The organism is Streptomyces sp. NPDC092045, assembly GCF_044756005.1.
GTDB lineage: Bacteria > Actinomycetota > Actinomycetes > Streptomycetales > Streptomycetaceae > Streptomyces.
In genome coordinates, this window is sequence record NZ_JBIVSC010000018.1 from 1 (window position 1) to 18,714 (window position 18,714).

17 protein-coding genes and 2 pseudogenes are annotated in these 18,714 nt (G+C 69.3%); 8 read left to right on the forward strand and 11 right to left on the reverse strand.

From position 1 onward, the window contains the following. The coding region (locus tag ACIQKA_RS28220) for a transposase (RefSeq protein ID WP_402542780.1) at positions 1-237 on the forward strand (237 nt) is incomplete at its 5' end. Here the strand turns inward: ACIQKA_RS28220 and ACIQKA_RS28225 are convergent. Further along, on the reverse strand, positions 192-773 hold the full coding sequence (locus ACIQKA_RS28225) for a hypothetical protein (protein WP_402542781.1): 582 nt from the start codon (positions 771-773) through the stop codon (positions 192-194). The two genes, ACIQKA_RS28220 and ACIQKA_RS28225, sit on opposite strands and share 46 nt — an antisense overlap. A 423-nt stretch (positions 774-1,196) precedes the next feature. On the opposite strand from ACIQKA_RS28225, the gene ACIQKA_RS28230 reads away from it, so the two are divergent. Then, complete coding sequence (locus ACIQKA_RS28230) at positions 1,197-2,072, forward strand: MurR/RpiR family transcriptional regulator (RefSeq protein WP_402542782.1); 876 nt, start codon at positions 1,197-1,199, stop codon at positions 2,070-2,072. Positions 2,073-2,272: 200 nt separating this feature from the next. Here ACIQKA_RS28230 and ACIQKA_RS28235 read toward each other — a convergent pair whose 3' ends face one another. The 6 genes from ACIQKA_RS28235 to ACIQKA_RS28260 form a co-directional block, all read right to left on the reverse strand. Beyond that, positions 2,273-3,226, reverse strand: a complete 954-nt coding sequence (locus ACIQKA_RS28235; RefSeq protein ID WP_402542783.1) for an ABC transporter substrate-binding protein — start codon at positions 3,224-3,226, stop codon at positions 2,273-2,275. 164 nt (positions 3,227-3,390) lie between these two features. Further along, positions 3,391-4,680 (reverse strand): cyanophycinase, encoded by a 1,290-nt coding sequence (locus tag ACIQKA_RS28240; RefSeq protein WP_402542784.1) that lies wholly within the window; start codon positions 4,678-4,680, stop codon positions 3,391-3,393. A gap of 139 nt (positions 4,681-4,819) precedes the next feature. Beyond that, positions 4,820-6,037 carry a M20 family metallopeptidase gene (locus tag ACIQKA_RS28245; RefSeq protein ID WP_402542785.1) on the reverse strand — a complete coding sequence of 406 codons (1,218 nt, stop codon included), beginning with the start codon at positions 6,035-6,037 and terminating at the stop codon, positions 4,820-4,822. Further along, on the reverse strand, positions 6,034-6,798 hold the full coding sequence (locus ACIQKA_RS28250; protein ID WP_383432068.1) for an amino acid ABC transporter ATP-binding protein: 765 nt from the start codon (positions 6,796-6,798) through the stop codon (positions 6,034-6,036). The genes ACIQKA_RS28245 and ACIQKA_RS28250 overlap by 4 nt, the downstream gene beginning before the upstream one ends. Further along, complete coding sequence (locus tag ACIQKA_RS28255) at positions 6,795-7,754, reverse strand: amino acid ABC transporter permease (RefSeq protein WP_383154689.1); 960 nt, start codon at positions 7,752-7,754, stop codon at positions 6,795-6,797. The genes ACIQKA_RS28250 and ACIQKA_RS28255 overlap by 4 nt, the downstream gene beginning before the upstream one ends. A gap of 2 nt (positions 7,755-7,756) precedes the next feature. Beyond that, the gene (locus ACIQKA_RS28260) at positions 7,757-8,698 is read right to left on the reverse strand and encodes an ABC transporter substrate-binding protein (RefSeq protein ID WP_383154692.1); all 942 of its coding nucleotides are present in this window, start codon (positions 8,696-8,698) and stop codon (positions 7,757-7,759) included. 310 nt (positions 8,699-9,008) lie between these two features. Here ACIQKA_RS28260 and ACIQKA_RS28265 point away from each other — a divergent pair, with 310 nt between their 5' ends. Further along, the gene (locus tag ACIQKA_RS28265) at positions 9,009-10,436 is read left to right on the forward strand and encodes a hypothetical protein (RefSeq protein ID WP_402542786.1); all 1,428 of its coding nucleotides are present in this window, start codon (positions 9,009-9,011) and stop codon (positions 10,434-10,436) included. A gap of 129 nt (positions 10,437-10,565) precedes the next feature. Here ACIQKA_RS28265 and ACIQKA_RS28270 read toward each other — a convergent pair whose 3' ends face one another. Together ACIQKA_RS28270 and ACIQKA_RS28275 are read right to left on the reverse strand one after the other, a co-directional pair. Then, entirely contained in the window at positions 10,566-11,954 is a 1,389-nt protein-coding gene (locus tag ACIQKA_RS28270; protein WP_402542787.1) for an aspartate ammonia-lyase, read from the reverse strand. A 331-nt stretch (positions 11,955-12,285) separates the two neighbouring features. Then, positions 12,286-13,218: pseudogene (locus tag ACIQKA_RS28275) on the reverse strand (amino acid permease); the annotation flags it as partial. A gap of 641 nt (positions 13,219-13,859) precedes the next feature. On the opposite strand from ACIQKA_RS28275, the gene ACIQKA_RS28280 reads away from it, so the two are divergent. From ACIQKA_RS28280 to ACIQKA_RS28290, 3 genes and pseudogenes are all read left to right on the forward strand, one after another. Then, a complete protein-coding gene (locus ACIQKA_RS28280) occupies positions 13,860-14,294 on the forward strand; it encodes a winged helix-turn-helix domain-containing protein (protein ID WP_402542788.1) in 435 nt (144 codons plus the stop codon). Further along, a pseudogene (locus ACIQKA_RS28285) lies at positions 14,291-14,820 on the forward strand (transposase). The gene ACIQKA_RS28280 and the pseudogene ACIQKA_RS28285 overlap by 4 nt, the downstream one beginning before the upstream one ends. A gap of 94 nt (positions 14,821-14,914) precedes the next feature. Further along, positions 14,915-15,418 (forward strand): hypothetical protein, encoded by a 504-nt coding sequence (locus ACIQKA_RS28290; RefSeq protein WP_402542789.1) that lies wholly within the window; start codon positions 14,915-14,917, stop codon positions 15,416-15,418. Between the two features lie 674 nt (positions 15,419-16,092). On the opposite strand, the gene ACIQKA_RS28295 is transcribed toward ACIQKA_RS28290, so the two are convergent. After that, entirely contained in the window at positions 16,093-16,410 is a 318-nt protein-coding gene (locus ACIQKA_RS28295) for an ankyrin repeat domain-containing protein (protein ID WP_402542790.1), read from the reverse strand. 314 nt (positions 16,411-16,724) lie between these two features. Further along, positions 16,725-17,123, reverse strand: a complete 399-nt coding sequence (locus ACIQKA_RS28300; protein WP_402542791.1) for a hypothetical protein — start codon at positions 17,121-17,123, stop codon at positions 16,725-16,727. A gap of 278 nt (positions 17,124-17,401) precedes the next feature. On the opposite strand from ACIQKA_RS28300, the gene ACIQKA_RS28305 reads away from it, so the two are divergent. Together ACIQKA_RS28305 and ACIQKA_RS28310 are read left to right on the forward strand one after the other, a co-directional pair. Next, on the forward strand, positions 17,402-18,220 hold the full coding sequence (locus ACIQKA_RS28305) for an IS5 family transposase (RefSeq protein WP_402542792.1): 819 nt from the start codon (positions 17,402-17,404) through the stop codon (positions 18,218-18,220). A 35-nt stretch (positions 18,221-18,255) separates the two neighbouring features. Continuing rightward, complete coding sequence (locus tag ACIQKA_RS28310) at positions 18,256-18,648, forward strand: hypothetical protein (RefSeq protein WP_402542793.1); 393 nt, start codon at positions 18,256-18,258, stop codon at positions 18,646-18,648. Positions 18,649-18,714 lie beyond the last annotated feature (66 nt).

Below are 18,714 nucleotides of genomic sequence, written 5' to 3' on the forward strand. Positions count from 1 at the left end.
CGCGGCATCGCGCACACGATCCCCGAACGCGCCGACCAGATCCTCGGCCGGCTGAACCGCGGGACACGCGGCGGCCGGCCACCCCGCTTCGACCGGGGTGTCTACCGCCGCCGCAATGTCGTCGAACGCTGCTTCAACCGCCTCAAACAGTGGCGCGGGCTGGCCACTCGCTACGACAAGACCCGCGAGTCCTACCAGGCCGCCGTCACCATCGCCTCAATCCTGCTCTGGATCTGACCTTTGAAGACGATCTCTAGCGCCGCGGGCGCGATGACGATCGCGACCGTCGACAGCGCGGACGTCCCCGGTCCCGCTGCACGCCTGGGACGGGGCCTCTTGCTGCGCGGCATACGCGCCGGCTCCCGGAGCGACCCCTCGGGACTCGGGACGGATCCAGGAGGCGGCCAGGGCCAGGCCGGCCGACCCGCACCTCTTGCCCGCCGAAGCGGCGTGGTTGCGGAGTCCTGTCGCCGGAGCCGCTTCCCCACCCTCGCCCGGTGGTCCGGGAGGAAGCCGTGCGGACCGGCTGTGAGGAGCCGGCCGGTTCGGGCGGCGCAGTCCGGCGGTCGTCGCTCCGGGGTGGTCGCTCGGCGGTCGAATCGGAAGCCGAAGATCCGGAACAGGAAGAAGGACGCGTCGAGGAGGGCTCCGAAGACTACGAGGGAGACCCAGATGATCGGGTGCTCCCAGACGCCGCCGTCGGTGCGTTCGGGGTGGGCCGAGGAAGTGCTGCCCTCCACGAGCGGGGTCTCCTCAGGAGGTACGAACGACACGCTCGTGATCGCTCCCTTTGCACGGCGGCCCCACGCCGCCGGGTCTCGACCGTCTTCCACCCCGCCCGCGCCCCCGCCCCCGCGAAACGCGTCGATCGTGCACCTACAGGTCGCGCATCGACAGGCGGAGTGAAAGGCGGACCCCTGGCCTGCGCCGTCCGTCTCCCGGCACGCGTCACTGCGACCACGCGCACGCAGGCAGGCGCGGCGCAGGCCCCTTCCCTCGGCTCGGCGGCGCGCGTGACGGCCGGCGCGAACACTCCGGAGGCGCTCGCCGTCGCACCCGGAAGCCTGTCCAGATCTCGTAATAGGCGATACATTTACGCCTTGAAACTCCATGAAGTGAAACGCGGGAGGCCAGATGGCGCGGTCGTGAAGACCGTGTGCAGGCTTCGGCGGTCTCCCGCTGCAGAAGGGAAGTCCATGAGCCCCACGCTGGCCGACGAGATCCGCAGTCGGCTCGGAGAGCTGAGCCCTGCCGAACGCAAGGTCGCGCGGGTGCTGCTGGCCGGCTACCCCGCCGCGGTGTTCGAGACGGTCGCGACGATCGCGGAGCGGGCGGGCGTCTCGGCGCCCACGGTGCTGCGGTGCGCGTCGCGGCTGGGTTACAAAGGCTTTCCCGATCTGCAGGCGGCGCTCCGCTCGGAACTCGACGCGCGCAACGCCTCGCCGATCACCCTCTACGCGGCCGCGGAGGCGTCGGAGCGGGAGACGACGGCCCGGCCCAGCTCCGTGGCCACCCCTCTCGGCGAGCGCTCGGCCCTCGTGCAGCAGGCGGTCTCCCAGACCTTCGACGAGGTGGCCCAGCACGAGTTCGAGGAGGCGGTGGGCCTCCTCGGCGACCCCAGGCGCCGGGTGCACCTGGGAGGAGGAAGGTTCACCCACCTTCTGGCCGAGTACCTGGGCCTGCACCTGATGCAGTTCCGCGACCAGGTGAGCCTCCTGCCGTACAAGGACGTGGAGCGGACGTCGTTCCTCACGCAGCTCGCCCGACGCGACGTCACCGTGCTCTTCGACTACCGGCGTTACGAGGCCGACAAGACGCTCATCGCCGAACTGGCCAGGGAGCGCGGCGGCAAGGTCATCGTGTTCACCGACCCGTGGCTCTCGCCGGCCGCCGCCCACGCGGACGTCGTCCTCATCACCCAGGTGTCCTCCCCGTCCCCCTACGACAGCCTGACTCCGGCCCTGGCGGTCGTCGAGTCGCTCGTCGCCGAGGTCCTCGACCGCATCGGCGGCGACGGCCACGAGCGGATGAAGGGGGCAGAGGAGATCGCCCGGCGCACCGGCCTCCTGTGAGCGGATCCGCCGAGGTCGGATCCCGTCCTTCCGCGGTGCGCGCCGAAGCGTCGCCGCGGAAGGGCCTCCGCGTGCGGGTCCGCCCTGCGGAGAAGCGGCTCGGAGGGCGGGGCCGGGGTCGGCCCCGGCCGACGGGGGGGGTCCGGTCTCCGCACCCCGCGGCCGGGAGGAAGGGTGCGGAGGGGTTTCCACGGGACGGGTCAGTCGAGGGCTCCGTTGACGGTGGCCCGCGGGATCCCGATCCCGGGGACCTGGTACTTCGTGAGGATCTTGCGGTACGAGCCGTCGTCCATGAGGGACTGCAGGGCCGCTTGAACGGCTTCCTTGAGGCCCGGGTGGTCCTTCGACAGCCCGATCCCCATCGGGGAGGCGCTGTACTCTCCGACCGCCGCACGCCCCGTCACCGTGGAGAACGACTTGCCGCCGTCCGCGTTCGAGGCGACGTACGCGGCGGTGACCTCGTCCAGGTAGTCGGCGATGACCTTGCCGCTCCGGAGGGCCAGCTGGGCCTCGGAGTCCTTCGAGAAGGCGAGGATCCGGATGGGCTTGAGGTTCTTCGCCTTGCAGAGTTCCTGGCGCTGCTGAAGGAGCTTCTGGTGGTTGGTTCCGGTCTGCACTCCGACGGGCTTGCCGCACACGTCCGTCACGACTGCGATGTTCTCGGGATTGCCCTTCTTGACGAGCCAGCCGGGGCCGGCGTTGAGGTAGTCGACGAAGTCCACGGATTTCTGCCTGGCCTTCTTGTCCGTCATGGCCGACATGACGGCGTCGAACTTCCCCGCCTGGACGGCGGGCAGGATCCCGTCGAACTTCTGCGCCTTGAACTCGAACCTGACCCCGAGGCGGGCCCCCAGGGCCTGACCGAGGTCGTAGTCGATTCCGGTGATCCGGTCGCTCCCCTCCTCGGTGTACATCTCGAAGGGCGGGTAGGGAACGTCGGTGGCGACGCGGACAACCCCTTCGGCACGGATGTCTGCGGGGAGCATGTCGTAGAACGCGGGGTTCGGCTTGATCGTGAGGTCGGGCAGGACGGCCACTGGGCCGGCCATCCGCGACCGGGCGGGGGACGAGGCGTCGTCGCCGGTGCCGCATCCGGAGACGAGGAGCGTCAGGAGGGCGACGGAGACGGCCGTGGAGCGGGGGTGGACCGGCACGGGGCGGCCTTTCTCGGAAGTAGGGACCGGGCGACTGTTCTCGGGGGTCGGGACCGCCCAAAGCCGCGCGCTCGGCGAGGGGGCGGTCTCGCATCCGACGGCTGGTCGGGCGGAAAGCGGCGGAGCCGGCACCGCGAAGCGGGCCGGCTCCGCCACCCGGCCGATCACTGCGGCGCGATGTCGATCCGCAGCGCGATGAGGGTGCGGGCGGTGGTGCCGTCTCCGGTGAAGGCGGCGGACCCCCGCGCCTTGGTGAAGGTCACGGTGAACCGCGGTCCGGTCTCGAAGGTGGTCGCGGTGGCGCTGTTCTGTGCCCGGGTCGACGCGAGGGCGCGGGCGGTGGTGCGGAAGGAGTAGGGGGTGCCGTCCGGGTTGGCCGCCGAGTAGAAGACGTCGGTGTTGGCCGGCACGGGGGTCGTGGCGGCGGGGACCAGGGGCTGCTTGCCCGGGTGGACGCGCGCTGTCCACGTGCGGGCGTCGTACTGGTCTCCGTCGGTGAGGTAGCTGTACCGGGCCCGGCGCAGCGACCAGCCGTTCGCGGAGTCGTGTGCGCGGGCGTCCCGCAGGTCGAGGACGGCGACGCCGTTGGGGCCGAGGACCGTCATGTGCTCGCGGGCGCCGCCGGGCCGGTCGACGACCAGGGCGGTGTTCTCCTCGAGGGCGTAGACGCGGTCGTGGCCGGTGTCGGAGGCGAGGCGCAGCGCCCGGCCCTCGCGTCCGTAGGCACCGGTGTGGGTGTCGACGAGTCCGGAGCGGAGGAAGCCGAACCCGCCCTGGTGGATGTATCCGAGGCGGGTCGGGTCGTCGAAGTAGCCGGGGGCGCTGCCGTCGCGGAGCGACTCGTAGGACTCGCCGCCGCTGACCATGTCGGGGCCGGAGGCGATCTGGGCGCCCGCGGAGGATCCGGACACCACGGCCCCGTGGGCGAGCTTGGCACGGATGGCGGCGAGGACCTTGGAGTCCTTGTGCTCGTCTCCGCGCAGGAGGGTGGTGATGTAGCGGTACTGGTCGCCTCCGCCGAAGAAGAAGCCGGTCATGGACTCGACCTGTGCGACGACGGCGTCCGAGTCGGCGTTGGCCACGTGGTCGATGTCGAGGGGGATCCACTGGGCGTCCGCGGCTCCGTGGCGCTTGAAGAGGTCGGCGTAGTAGGCGCCGTTGCAGGCGGAGTTGCTGCACAAGGCGGGATCGCCGGCGTGGGGGTCCTGGCTTTCGGGCACGGAGGCGGCGGTGATGATGCCGATGCGGGCCTGCGGCCCGCCGGCCCGCTTGATGATCTCGCCGTAGACCTGGGTGTTGTTCTCCTTCAGTGCTCCGCCGATCAGCACCAGGGATCCGGTCTGGTGCCGGTCCGGCCGGGAGTCGGCGCTCGCGGGAGCGGCCGCGGTGAGGAGGGCCACGACGAGGCCGCCGGCGAGGACGGTGCGGCGGGCTGGAGCGGAAGGTACGCGCATGATGCCTCCGAAGGCGGGAGAGGGGGTCGATGAGCCCGTGCGTCCGGCGTGCGGCGCGGGCCCGGGTCGAGCCGGCGGGGTCGCCGAGTGCGCCGGCGGAGGGAAGCGGACCTTCCCTCCGCCGGCACGTCGATGCCGTTCAGGTGGTGCTGCTGTCGCCGAGGGAGACGATCAGGTCGGCGAGCAGGGCGACGCGCTGGGGGACGCTGGTGGTGTCGAGCCACTCCTGAGGCGTGTGGTCCGCGCCTCCGACGGGGCCCAGGCCGTCCAGGACCGGAACTCCGGTTCCGGCGATGAGGTTGGCGTCTCCGACTCCGCCGGTCGCCGCGGCGCCGAGCTCGATCCCGGCCGCGTGCGCGGCGCGGCGCGCGTGGTCGAGCATGCGCCGGGAGGCGGGGGTGTCCTCCATCGGGGGGCACAGGTCGAGCTGTTCGACCTCCACGGTGACGCCCGGGACGCTCGGGTGGTCGGCGGCTTCCTGGATGGCCCGGGTCACGCGCTGGATGTCGGCCGTCGTGGCGGCGCGGACCTCGATGCGGAGTTCGGCGTCGGGGCAGACGATGTTGGCGCGGGTACCGGCCCGGACCACTCCGACGTTGACCGTCACGTCGTCCCAGTGCCCGTTGAGGGCCTGCAGGGCGACGGTCAGATGGGCGGCGGCGAGGGCGGCGTTGGCGCCGCGCTCCGGTTCGATGCCGGCGTGCGCGGCCCGGCCGGTGACCGTGAGGCGGAAGTCCGCGACGCCCTTGCGCGCGATGACGAGGTCGCCGTTCTCCCGAGCGCATTCGAGGCCGAGGCCGTAGTGCACGTCCCTGGCGGTGCTCTCGATCAGGGGGCGGCTGGCCGGGGAGCCGATCTCCTCGTCGGGGGTGGCGAGGAAGACCAACTCGGCGTAGGCGTCCGTGCCGCACTCCCCCAGGATCTCCAGGGCGGTGAGGCCCGCGAGCAGACCGCCCTTGTCGTCGCTGACCCCGGGGCCGTACGCGGTGGAGCCGTCGACGCGGAAGGGGCGGGAGGCGGCGGTGCCGTCCTCGAAGACGGTGTCCATGTGGGCGGCGAGGAGGATCCTGCGGCCTCCTTCCGCCTCGGGAAGGCCACCGCGTCTGCGCCCGACGAGGGCGTCGCCGGTCCGGTGTCCGTCGGCGGTGGCGGGGAAGCGGACGCGTTCGACGTCGAACCCCATCCGCTCCAGTCGGCGCTCGACCCAGTCGGCGACCTCGTCGACGCCTTCGGCGCTGTAGGAGCCGGAGTCGATGGAGACGAGCTCCTCCAGGTCGCGCAGGTAGTCGGGGCGGCGGGCACGGGCCAGGCCGAGGAAGTGCCCGAGCCGGCCCTCCCGGCGGGTGGGGGCGCTCACAGGACCTTGGACAGGAAGGCGCGGGTGCGCTCCTGTTCCGGGTCGACGAGCACCCTGCGGGGGTCCCCCGCCTCCACGACGACGCCCTCGTCCATGAAGACGGCGGTGTCGCCGACCTCGCGGGCGAAGCCGATCTCGTGGGTGACGACGACCATGGTCATGCCGTCGGCCGCGAGCTGCCGCATCACGTCCAGGACGTCTCCGACCAGCTCGGGGTCGAGGGCGGAGGTGGGCTCGTCGAAGAGCATCAGCTTGGGCCTCATGGCGAGCGCGCGGGCGATCGCCACGCGCTGCTGCTGGCCGCCGGACAGCTGGGCGGGGTAGTGGTGGGCGCGGTCGCCGAGTCCGACCCGCGCCAACAGTTCCTGCGCCTGCTCACGGGCTTCGGCCCTGGGGACCGACCCGACCTTCACGGGGGCTTCCATGACGTTCTCGACGGCGGTCATGTGCGGGAAGAGGTTGAACCGCTGGAAGACCATGCCGATGTCCCGTCGGCGTTCGGCGACCTCGCGCTCGCGCAGCTCGTGGAGCTTGTCGCCCTGCTGGCGGTAGCCGACGAGCTGTCCGTCGACGGCGAGCCGGCCTCCGTCGACCTTCTCCAGGTGGTTGATGCAGCGCAGAAACGTGGACTTGCCCGAGCCGGAGGGTCCGAGGAGGCAACAGACCTGGCCGCGCCCCACGGTGAGGTCGATGCCCTTGAGGACCTCCAGCCTCCCGAAGTGCTTGCGTACGCCTTCGGCGCGCACCATGGGGGTGCTCATCGGTTCTGCTCCTTGCTGTTCTTGCCGAGCCGCTCCACCGCGCCGCCGAGCAGGCGCCGGAGCGGGGAGACGTGTCCGGCGCGGGTGGTGCCGCGTCCGTAGCGCCGTTCCAGCCATGCCTGGGGCACGCTGAGGAGGGTGACGAGGGCCAGGTACCAGATGCTGGCCACGACCAGCATGGGGATGACCTGGTAGTTCTGGGCGTACACGTCCTGGATGTTCGACATCAGGTCGTGGGCGGAGATGACCGAGACCAGTGCCGTCATCTTGAGCATGTTGATGGTCTCGTTGCCCATCGGCGGGATGATCACGCGCATGGCCTGGGGCAGCACGATCCGGCGCATGGTGAGCGCGGGCCGCATGCCCAGCGAGTGCGCGGCCTCCGCCTGACCGGGGTCGACGGACTGGATGCCGGCGCGGACGATCTCCGAGGCGTAGGCGGCCTCGTTCAGGCCGAGGGCCAGGAGGGCTGCGATCGCCGGTGTCAGCAGGGTGTTGGTCTCGGCCTGGAAAAACGTGACGTCGGTGAAGGGGATGCCCACCTTCACGTACTTGTAGAGCGCCGCGGCGTATCCCCAGAAGATGATCTGGACGAGCAGGGGGGTGCCGCGGAAGACCCAGACGAAGGCGTTGGCGAGGCCGTACAGCACGGGGCTGGACGAGAGCCGCATGACAGCGATCAGTGTGCCGAGCGCCAGGCCGAGGAGCATGGCGGCGGCCGTCAGCCAGAGCGTGGTGGCCAGACCGTCGAAGATGAGGTCGGCGAAGAGGTAGTCGCCGACGATGTCCCAGTGCAGGTTGTCGTTCTTCGCCAGCGATCCGACCAGTCCGACCAGGGCCAGCAGGGAGGCGACCGCGGCGATCCAGCGCCCGTAGTTGCGGACGGGCACGACTTCCAGATCGCGCGTGCTCGTCGTACCGGTGGTCGTGTCGGCGGGAGACTTGGTGTCGATCATGCTCAGTCCACCGACGCGTTCTTGGTGGCTTCCTTCACCGCGATCGACGTGACGCCGTACTCGTTGTAGATCTTGACCACGGTGCCATCGTCGATCAGGGACTGCAGCGCCTTCTGGATGGCGTCCGTCAGCTCGGGCAGCTGCTTGCTGACCGCGATGCCGTTGGGCGAGGCGTTGTAGCCGCCGGGCGCGGTGGGGTCCTCGACCAGGTCGAAGGCCTTGCCGCCGTCGGCCGTCTTGGCGACCCAGCCGGCGGCGGGCTTGGTCAGCACCTGGGCGACGACCTTGCCCGAGCGCAGCGCGAGCTGGGCGTCGGAGTCCTTGGGGAAGGTCTGGACGTCGATCTTCGCCTTGCCCGCCTTGGCGCAGGCGTCCTGGTGGGACTTCAGCAGGTCGAGCTGGTTGGTGGCGGTCTGGACGGCGACCTTGAGGCCGCACAGGTCGTCCAGGTTCTCGATCTTGGAGGGGTTGCCGTCACCGACGAGGATGCCGGAGCCGGACTGGGAGTAGTCGACGAAGTCGACGACCTTCTGCCGGTCCTTGTTGTCGGTGATGGCGGACATCGCCACGTCGAACTTGCCGGCCTGGATGGCCGGGACGATCCCGTCGAACTTCTGCGGGGCGAAGGCGAAGGTCACGCCCAGCTTGGCGCCGAGCGCCTGGCCGAGGTCGTAGTCCAGTCCGGTCAGCTCGCTCTCCCCCTCCTTCACGTACATCTCGAAGGGCGGGTACGGGACGTCCGTCGCGACGCGCACCTCGCCGGCCTTCTTGATCTTCTCGGGGAGCAGGTCGTGCAGCTGCTGGTCCTTGACGACCTCCACGCCGGCGACGACGGCCTTGCCGGACGGGGCGGCGGCGTCATCGCCTCCGCAGGCGGACAGGGAGGCGAGCATGATCGCCGCGGCAGCGGCGGCCGCTGCGGGGCGTGCGATACGAGCGTTCATCGCGTGGAACCTCTCGGTGATTTTCTGCCGACGGATTCTGGCCGCCCGGCACAGCAAAGAAGTTACATACGGACGCACTCATTGACTAGATGTACGCCTCATTACGTTCACGTAACACGCCCCTACCAGCTTCAGGCATGGTCGATTTTGATGTTTTTGCCAGGTATTTCCCGGGCCCGTGAGGTCGATGAAAGCTGAAACAGCCTTACATCTTTCCGTGGCGTCTCGTTACTTGTATGTTCCGCTACCAACCGCCGCCCCTTCAGTGGGTCGCTGCGGAATCGATCAATCCTTTTTCCTTGGAGCGCAGATGCCACTCCGTTCACTCAGGTTCACTTCGGCGGCCGTCGTACTCACCGCGATGGCCTCGGCGCTGATGGCGCATCAGCCCGCCCACGCGGCGGCCGACAGGATCAGACTGGGCAACACGGCCGACGTCAGCAGGAGCGCGTGGAACGGCCCGGCCTTCACCATGAACGGCGCCGGCGGCATCGTCACCGCCTCGATGACCCGGGCCATCGACGACATCCGCGGCGGGACCGGAGCCCTCGACGTCGTCGTCCTGTCGGGCTCGGCCCCGACCTCGGGGAGCAAGACCCCCGAGTGCGACACGATCACCGGACTCGCAGGAGTCAACTCCTGTACGACGTGGACGCTCACGACGGCCGGCGACGGCAACAACAGTCAGGTCAACACCGACGTGCGCAACGCGGAGTTCGTCTACTTCGCCGGCGGCGACCAGTGCCGCTACGCCGCCTGGAAGGGGACCGCGCTGGAGGCCTCCGTCGAGTCGGTCGTGGCCAAGGGCGGCGGATCCGGCGGCGGCAGCGCGGGGCACCACATCAACAGCCCGATCGTCTACGACGCCTGCAACGGCAGCGTCACCAGCGCCGAGGCGCTCGCCAACCCCTACGACCGGTACATCGGCTTCACCACGGGCATGTTCGAGTGGGCGAACTACGGTTCGGTCATCAACGACTCGCACTTCGTGACCCGTGACCGCATGGGCCGCACGATGTCCTTCCTCGCCCGCGCGGTGAAGGACGGCCTCGCTCCGGGAGGCGCCGCCTGGGGCGTCGGAGTGGAGGAGGGCGGCGGCTCGCTGTACCTCGACCGCAACGGCACGGCGACCCAATACGGCAAGGACGCCTACGTCGTCCTCGCCGACCACCAGCCGGAGCAGGCCGTCGACCGCGAGCCGCTGACCTACTCGGGCTTCAAGATCTGGCGCCTGACGCCCGGCTCGACCTTCGACTTCAAGAACCGCCCCACCTGCGGCTACTACCTCCGCAGCGTCACCAACGGCGTCACCGACCCCAACCTCTACAGCGGCACTCCAGTGACCGACTGCGGCACCCAGGGCGGCGGGGGCGCGCTCGCCGAGAGCGAGCCGAACGACACCCGCGACACGGCCGACGACGCCACCGCCCTCTCCTCCCCCGGCACCCTCACCGGCAGCATGCAGTCGACCGGCGACCGCGACTACTTCAAGCTGACCCTGTCCTCGGGCCAGAAGGCCTCCGTGAACTGTGCCGTTCCGTCCGCCTACGACGCCGACCTGTACTGGCTGGACACGAACGGCAGCACCCTGACCCGCTCCGTCAACAACGGTGCCGGCACCGACGAGTCCCTGTCCTTCACCAGGACCGCCTCCGGAACCGGCACCTACTACCTCGACATGGAGGCCTACAGCGGATCCGGAACCGCGTCCTACAGCTGCACCGTGACGAAGAGCTGATCCGGCCCGCATGACGGGCGTCCGGACCGCGTGCGCGGTCCGGTCGCCCCTTTTCCAGGGACCCGGCACCTCCGAACGACCCGCGCGCGGCCCGGCACCTCCCCACCACCCGCGCGCGGCCCTGGCGGCTCAACTCGGCCGAGCGAGCCTCCGCGGATCCAGCAGGAAGGCGAGCTCTTCCTCGGAGATCAGCCCCTCGCGAGCCGCGAGCTCCCGGACGGGAACGCCGGTCATCTGGCACTGGCGAGCCAGCGCCGTGGCCCGCTGGTAGCCGATGACGGGGTTGAGGGCGGTGGCGAGACCCGAACTGTTCTCCACCAGAACCAGCAGGTGCTCCTCGTCGGACTCGATGCCCACGACACAGCGCTCGGCGAGGAGCACGCAGGCGGCCTCCAGCCGGTTGGCCGAGTTGAGCAGGTGGTGGACGATCAAGGGCTCGAAGGCGTTCAGCTGCAGCTGTCCCGCCTGCGCCGCCGCGCAGACGGCGGCGTCCGCCCCGACGACGTCGAAGCAGACCTGGTTGACCGCCTCGGGCATCACGGGGTTGATCTTGCCCGGCATGATGCTCGACCCGGCCTGGAGCTCCGGCAGCCTGATCTCGCCCAGTCCCGCGCGCGGGCCCGAGGCCAGGAGCCTGAGGTCGTTGCAGATCTTCGAGAGGCGCAGCGCGAACTGCCGCATGGCACCGGAGAGCCGGATGAACCCGCCCACTCCCTGCGTGCTCTCCACCCGGTCACGGGCGGGCCTCACCGGTGCGGACGAGACGGCGGCGAGGTGGGTCACGGCCAGCTCCGCGAACCCGGCGTCGGCGTTGAGGCCCGTGCCGATGGCCGTTCCCCCCAGGTTGACCTCCAGCAGGGCCTCGGAGGCGAGGCGGACGAGCTCGGCGTCGTCGCGCACGGTGAGGGCGAACGCGTCGAACTCCTGGCCCAGCGTCATGGGCACCGCGTCCTGCAGCTGGGTGCGGCCGAGCTTGACGGTCTTCGCGAAGGCTCCGCCCCGTTCGGCGAAGGCGTTGCGCAGCACGGACATCGCGTCCAATAGCCGCCCGGCGGCGGCGTACAGGGCGAGCTTGGCCGCCGTGGGGTACACGTCGTTCGTGCTCTGGGACCGGTTCACGTCATCGTTGGGATGGAGATGTGCGTAACTTCCCCGCGCGTGTCCGAGGAGCTCGAGCGCACGGTTGGCGATGACCTCGTTGGCGTTCATGTTCGCCGACGTGCCCGCCCCGCCCTGGAAGACGTCCACGACGAACTGGTCGTGGAGGCGACCGCTGCGGATCTCCCGGCATGCGCCGACGATCGCCCTGGCCTCCTCCTCGGGAAGCGTCCCCAGTTCCAGGTGGGCGAGCGCGGCCGCCTCCTTCACCGCCGCGAGGGCCACGACGAGTTCGGGGTGCGACGAGAGCGGGATCCCGGTGAGCGGGAAGTTCTCCACCGCCCGCAGCGTGTGGATGCCCCAGTACACCTCGGCCCCCACCTCTCTCCCGCCTATCAGGTCGTGCTCCTCGCGCTGCATAGCGGCCCCTTCGCCCTTGACGGTCGGTTCTTTCCGAACCCATGGAAGTATCTTCCATTACAGCAAGGGCCCGCAAGGCATCTTTAGAATCAGCCGTTACTTGGCTGGTCGACGAGGTCACCACCGGCCAGCGACGCGGTCCCGCCCACCTGATCCCGGCTCCTCCCACGGAATCCACGGGCCCGACGCCGCAGCCGTCCCTCTTCGTTCGGACTTCGCCTGCGACGTGTCCCGCGCGAGGGTGCTCACGGAGTCCTCCCTCGTCGGTGACGATCCCGCTGCCGACGAACGCGACGGAGGTGACGACAGTGCCCGCCTCGCCCCAGGCGTTGAAGGACGTGTTCGCCGAGAGCGCCAGCAGCACCATGGTGGTGAACTGCACGACGCAGAAGGCCCCGTTATGGCCCAGGGAGGCGTCGGTGGGCTGAGCGAGGGCGGTGACGCCCTCCACTGGCTGGAGCCCGAAACGGGAGATCGGCACCGCAAGGCCGATCATCACACCCAGCAGCCCGGCGGGCGGCCGGTGCCCGGAAGGACGGCACCGCGTTGGCCATCGCCTCCACACCGGTCAACGCGGAGCAGCCGGAGGCGAACGCCTTGAGGAGGAGCAGAGCGCCGACGGTGGTGGCGTTGTCGGCAAGGACGGAGGCATGGCCGTTGGAGGCCGCGGTGGATGCCGGCGCGTCGCGGAACAGGCCGACGGCGATCACGACGAGGATCGCTCCGACGAAGACAGCGGTGGGGACGATGAAGGCGCGGGCCGAGTCGACGATCCCGCGCAGGTTGACGGCCGTGATGAGCACCAGGACGCCGAGGCAGATCACCGGCCGGTCACCGTACAGGCCCGGGAACGCCAACGTCAGCGCGGCCACACCGGCGCTGACGGCGACGGCCGCGTTCAGCACGTAGTCGAGCACCGGCGAACCGGTCACGACCAGGCTCGTACGCCGTCCCAGGTGCGCCTTCGCCACGGCGTAGGAACCGCCGCCGTCCGGGAACACGGCGATGGCCTGCCGGCACGAGGCGACCAGCACAGCGAGCAGCCCCGCGACGGCGAGGTCACCGGCAGCGTGAACCCCAGGCCGTACCCGCCGACGGCCGCGAGGACCAGCACGATGGCCTCGGGCCCGTACGCCACCGACGCCATCGCGTCCAGGGACAGGGCCGCGAGCCCGGTGACGGCGGTCAGCTTGTGCCGCGCACCGGTATCGGGCGGTTCCTCGGCGCCGGGTACGGCGCCCTTCTCAACGGTCACGGTGGTCATGCGGACGGACTCCTTCGGGTAGGGCTCCGCTCGGCCTCCGTCCTTCCGTAGGGCTTCTCCGCCCGTCCTGGCGCGTTCTTGGCGCCGCCCGGCCTTCCCCCGACAGCTCCTTGACACCGGCCTCGACGGCGCGGGGGCATCAGGGTGGTGTGAAGACTGCCCGGGCATCGGCCGTCCTGCCCGACCGCAGCCCTACAGTGCGCCCCATGAGCCCACATGACGGACGCCTGCCCTCCGACCACCGCGTGCGCCACCTCTCCCCCGCACGCTCATCGTCGGCGCATCCCTCACGAGCGCCGTCGGACTGGTCCTCGACAGCATGTGGCTACTCACCGTCGGCGCGTGGCAACTCATCACAGCCGTCATCCTGGAACTGGTCTACCGCCCGTGACCACGAACATCACGGGGGTTCCTGAGGCATCGGAAAAGCGTCAACGACAAGCCCGCGGGCCGGGCAGACTCGCTCCGGCTACTGAGGTTGAACTCGTGGTGCCTTAGGGGCTGACGGCGGATCGTCGGCTGCGGTGTCACCGGGGCATGCGGTATCCACGAGGGGGCGGGCTGACCGCCGAACGTCAGCAGTTTCGCCAGAGGTTACGGTTCAGGCGGCCGAGCGGTTCGCTCGGGGTGAGACCGGTGCGGTGATCGCGAAAGACCTGCGGGTAAGTGTCCGGTCGGTGCAGCGATGGCGGCGGACCTGGGACGAGGGCGGTCCGCGGGCTCTGCGGTCGACGGGGCCGGCGTCGCTGCCACGACTGAGCGAGAAGCAGTTCGCACAGTTGGAGGCGGAGCTTGCCAGAGGGCCGGCCGCACATGGCTGGAAGGACCAGCGATGGACGCTGGCGCGGGTCAAGACAGTGATCGGCCGGCGCTTCCACCTGACCTACACGATCCGGGGCGTCCGGAAACTGCTGGTACGCAACGGCTGGTCCTGCCAGGTCCCGGCCCGACGCGCGATGGAGCGGGACGACGACGCGGTGGCCGGGTGGGTCAAGGAGGTGTGGCCCTGCGCGGAAGGCGCGCGGCGGCCCGTGGAGCCTGGCTGGTATTCGAGGACGAAGCCGGATCCTCCATGACGCCGCCGCAGGCCAAGACGTGGTCGCAGCGCGGCCGAACACCGGCGGTGCGGGTCCGTGGCCGCTCCCGCAGACGGATGTCCATCGCTGCGCCGACCTGCTACAAACCCGGCCACCGGTCCCGGCTGATCTACCGGCCGCGCTGGGCGACGGCCGACGCGACGGGCGCAAGAGCTTCTCCTGGCACGACTACCGGGACCTGCTGATAGCAGCACACCAGCAGTTCGACGGCCCGATCGTGCTCGTCTGGGACGACCTCAACGCCCACAAAGCCGCCGACTTGCGGCAATGGGCGGCGGACCGCGAATGGCTGACCATCTCCTACCTCCCGCCCTACGCGCCGGACCTCAATCCCGTTGAAGGGATCTGGTCCCTCATGCGACGCGGCTGGCTCTCCAACGTCGCCTTCAGCACCCCCGAACACCTCGTCCAGCGCATCCGACCCGGCCTACGGCACATCCAGTACCGCGGTCACCTCATAGACGGATGCCTCACCGAGACCGGCTTGACCATCAGACCCGCCTGAGCAACCATGCGACATCACGAGTTCAACCTCAGTAACCCCCTGAAACCGCTGGACTGCTGGACTGCTGGTCAGGACACCTGTCAGGCTCCGCCTCGTGGAGATTCTCGATGTCCTGACCAGCATGGCGAAGACAGGCCGACTGGGCCCGGTGTTCAGCGGAGCCGACTGGAACGATGTGACCGCAGCACTCGGCGAGCCGTGGGACATCGGAACAATGAGCCGGAACAGAAAGTGGCCGCGGCTCTTCGCCTACGGAGACCTTGAGCTGAGTGTCTGCCGCTGCCGCAAGGTTTCCCTCATCTGCGTCCAGACCTGGCGTGACGTCGTCGAACTCCCTCCGTCGGTTGTCGGGAGGACGGGCACCTTCCCGGCAAGGCTCAAGCACGCGGACGTCATTTCCGCCTTGGACAGGGCCGGCTGTTCCTGGAAGCCGCATGCTGCGCTGACCTTTGGCAACCAGTGCTCGCTCGCGGCGATCGCGTCAGGAGCGAACTTCACCTTCGAGATCCCCGAGGATGAGGAACCCATGCTGAACGTCATGGGTCTGCCCGCCGATGAACACGACTGCTCTGCACGGGCCGCAGGCCAAAATCACTGACGCGAAGCGCCGTCAAAACTCGGGTTCTGGCACGAGTTGTGTGACGCAGACGCACGTTCAGCCACGGCCCTGTGCCTAGTAGATGTGGTCGTCGGCGCGTTCAGCCTTGGACGTCCGTCGGAGACGCCACACGCCCAAGCCGGCCCCAAGGGCCCCGCCCATGAGAGCTGCCGCTCCTGCCCAGAGGCCGCTGGGCGAGAACGCCGCAGCGAGCAAGCCAACAGGGCGCCAACCAGCAGGTACATGACGATGATGAAGCACGCAGCGAGGCAGCGATTCCTCAGCGGCGTCATGCCACCTTGCATGAGGTCCGCCTGTCCCCTTCGACTGGTCCCCTTCCCGCCTGTCCCCGAACGTTCATGACAATCCGCTTCACGGGGTCACGTCACAGAAGTTGAGCCAGAGCCCGAGAACGGGAGGCACCTGCCCGCAGTCGGAGGCTGCGCGCGGGGCGCGCTCGGGGCGTGGGCGTGCTCCTGGCCGCGCGCGGCGGAGAACGGCAAGAGGACGGGTCGGCCCGGCGGTACTGCCTCCCAGAACGCGTCCGGGCGCCGGGCCTGACCCGTGCACGCCATATCGGCACGGGCTGGACGGGACCCTGTCCGCCCCGGCCGCCGATGTCCTCTGCCAGGTGATCTTGACCGACTGCCAGGCGACTTTGACCGGGAATCAGGCTACGGCCGCCGGGAGGTCCAGGCCCGGATGAGTTCGGCGGCCAGCCAGTGTCCGCGTGCTTCCGCTTCGGCGCCGGGCAAGACACCATCGGTGTCCCGGAATGGGTCGCCGCCACGGGCCAGCAGGAAGGCGGTCATGTCGACGTGGAGGGGTTCGCCGCTTTGGAAGTGACCGTCGATCTCCACGTCGATGGCGTGCCGTAGAAGGGTCCAGCCGTCACCACAGTCGTCCTCCACGTCGTAGCCACCGTCCAGGAGCTCGCGAAGCCGCGGCAGATCCTCCTGCTCGACAGCAAGGTGGCCGGGCGACCAGGACATGGACTCCTCCGAGACAAGGCGGTAGCTGACATCACCACCAAGAAATACCAGTCGTGCCGGTCCAGGTCTCTTGGCAATCGGTCAAGATCGACTGTCAGAGAACAACCGCCACGGCGCCGGGCCCCGTGGAAAGTCGCTCATAGTCACACAGCTGCGCGTCCACCTGGGAAAACGGACTGTGAGCCTCACAGATGGCACTCACCGTGCCCCTCGGTGGTGAGCGGGGCCGGTGTCCCGTGCCACCGATCCTTGACCGATTGCCACTGAGGTTGGACCACTGCACGGTTCGTGCCATCGAACCTTGACCGCACTGGTCAGGCTGCTCCAGGGTCCGCCGACTGCTTCGTACCGTCAGCGGGCTCCGGTATTGCCCGAGAGCTGGAGCTGAACTGCTCGCCGATGTTGTTCCACATGAAGCCGTCCTGCCAGTTCGGCTTCGCTGCTGCCCAGCCGAGCAGCGCCGCGAGGACCTTCTCCTGTGAAACGGTCATGGTCTGAAAGTGCTGCTCGGCCACGCCGTCCCGGTATTCGAGCTGGTAGGCGTTGTTCTCACGCAGTAGGACCTGGATGTACCAGCTGCCAGGCAGTTCCTCGTCCACCCGCTCCACAGTCAGGTGGGCGTTGCCCCTTCGCAGATCGGCCAGCATCGTTCCGATGGCGGGCTTGGTGGCGCGTCTCACCACGTGGCCACGCTCGTTGGTCGCTATCAGCATGGCCGGATCATCCACCAGGGGACTGACACCGCCCCGTGAGGCTCTGACCTGGGCGGTCAGGGTTCGATGGCACGAACTGTGCAGTGGTCCAACTTCAATGGCAATCGGTCAAGGATCGGTGGCACAGGACAGGCCGGCGCTGCTCACCACGCAGGGCGGAACGGACGCCGCCCGCCCGGCCCGCGAGTATCCGACCTTTTCGTACGGCTACCGCGTACAAAGACACCTCATGTTGTTAAGGTCGTGTCCTATGTGGTGAGGCGGTCGTTGAGACCGGCATGGGGCGGGGTACTTGGAGTTGGATTGTTCCGGATGGCTTGTGGGAGATCGCGAAGCCGCTGATCCCACCGTCGAAGACGCGTCCGCAGGGCGGGGGAACACAGGACACGCCTGATGAGACGCTGTTCGCCGCGATCATCTACGTGCTGGTGTCCGGTTGCGCCTGGCGGGCCCTGCCACCCTGTTTCGGGATATCGAAGTCGACAGCCCATCGCCGGTTCCTGATCTGGTCCAGGGCAGGGGTCTGGGGCCGGCTGCACGAGGAGATCCTGCACCGCCTCGACGACGCCGGCCTGCTCGATCTCTCCCGCGCGGTCCTCGACTCCGCCCACGTCAGGGCGAAAAAAAGGGGCGAACTCACGGGTCCGAGCCCCATGGACCGGGGCAAGCCGGGTTCCAAGATGCACGTCCTGTCGGATGCGAACGGCCTGCCCCTCATCGTCGGCGTCTCGGCCGCCAACACCCACGACAGCCTCGCCTTGAAGCCCATGGTCACGGGCAACCAAACGAGACACGACCCCCACCGCGGCCGCCACTTCAAACCGCAGCGTCTGCATGCCGACAAGGCCTACGACGTCCCCCACCTGCGCAAATGGTTACGGGGCAAACGCATCGGCGTCCGTATCGCCCGCAAGGGTATCAAGTCCAGCGAACGTCTGGGCCGTCGCCGGTGGGTCATCGAGCGCACCATGTCCTGGCTGACCGGCTACCGCCGGCTCAACCACCGCTACGAACGCCATCCCCGCAACTACCTGGCCTTTCTCGGACTCGCCGCCGCCCTCTGCTGCTACAAGCGGCTCATCCGCCTCACCACATAGGACACGATCTAAGGGATGGCTGCGCGGGGCGCGAGGTGGGTGACCTGGACCTCGCCCACCCGCTCGTAGAAGGCGACGGCGTCACGGGCGGCGGCAGAACACAGCAGCTGGCAGCACCCGTCGCCCCGGGCCGTCGTGGCGGCGGCCAGCAGCTCATCGGCGAGCTGCCTCAGGTAGACGACGCCCGCACGGACACCGAGGCCGCTCGCCGCGACCTCGGCGCCCGCCTGGTGGCCGCTCTGGCTCCGCTGCCGGAGGGCCCGACCTGTCCCCCGTTCACGGTATCCGCAACCTACAACCGATACCGCGGAGCAAAGGACACGCAGGTGTGGCCCTTTGCGGAGGACCACGGAGGCGGACACGGAACCGAGCGACGTACGCAACTGAACCGGATCAAGTATCAGCATCTGCTGTCGACCCGGATGTGACGCGAAGGCGACGCGATCGATCCGACTCCATGGAGGAGCCAGGGACTCACTGGGCATTCGAGTGTC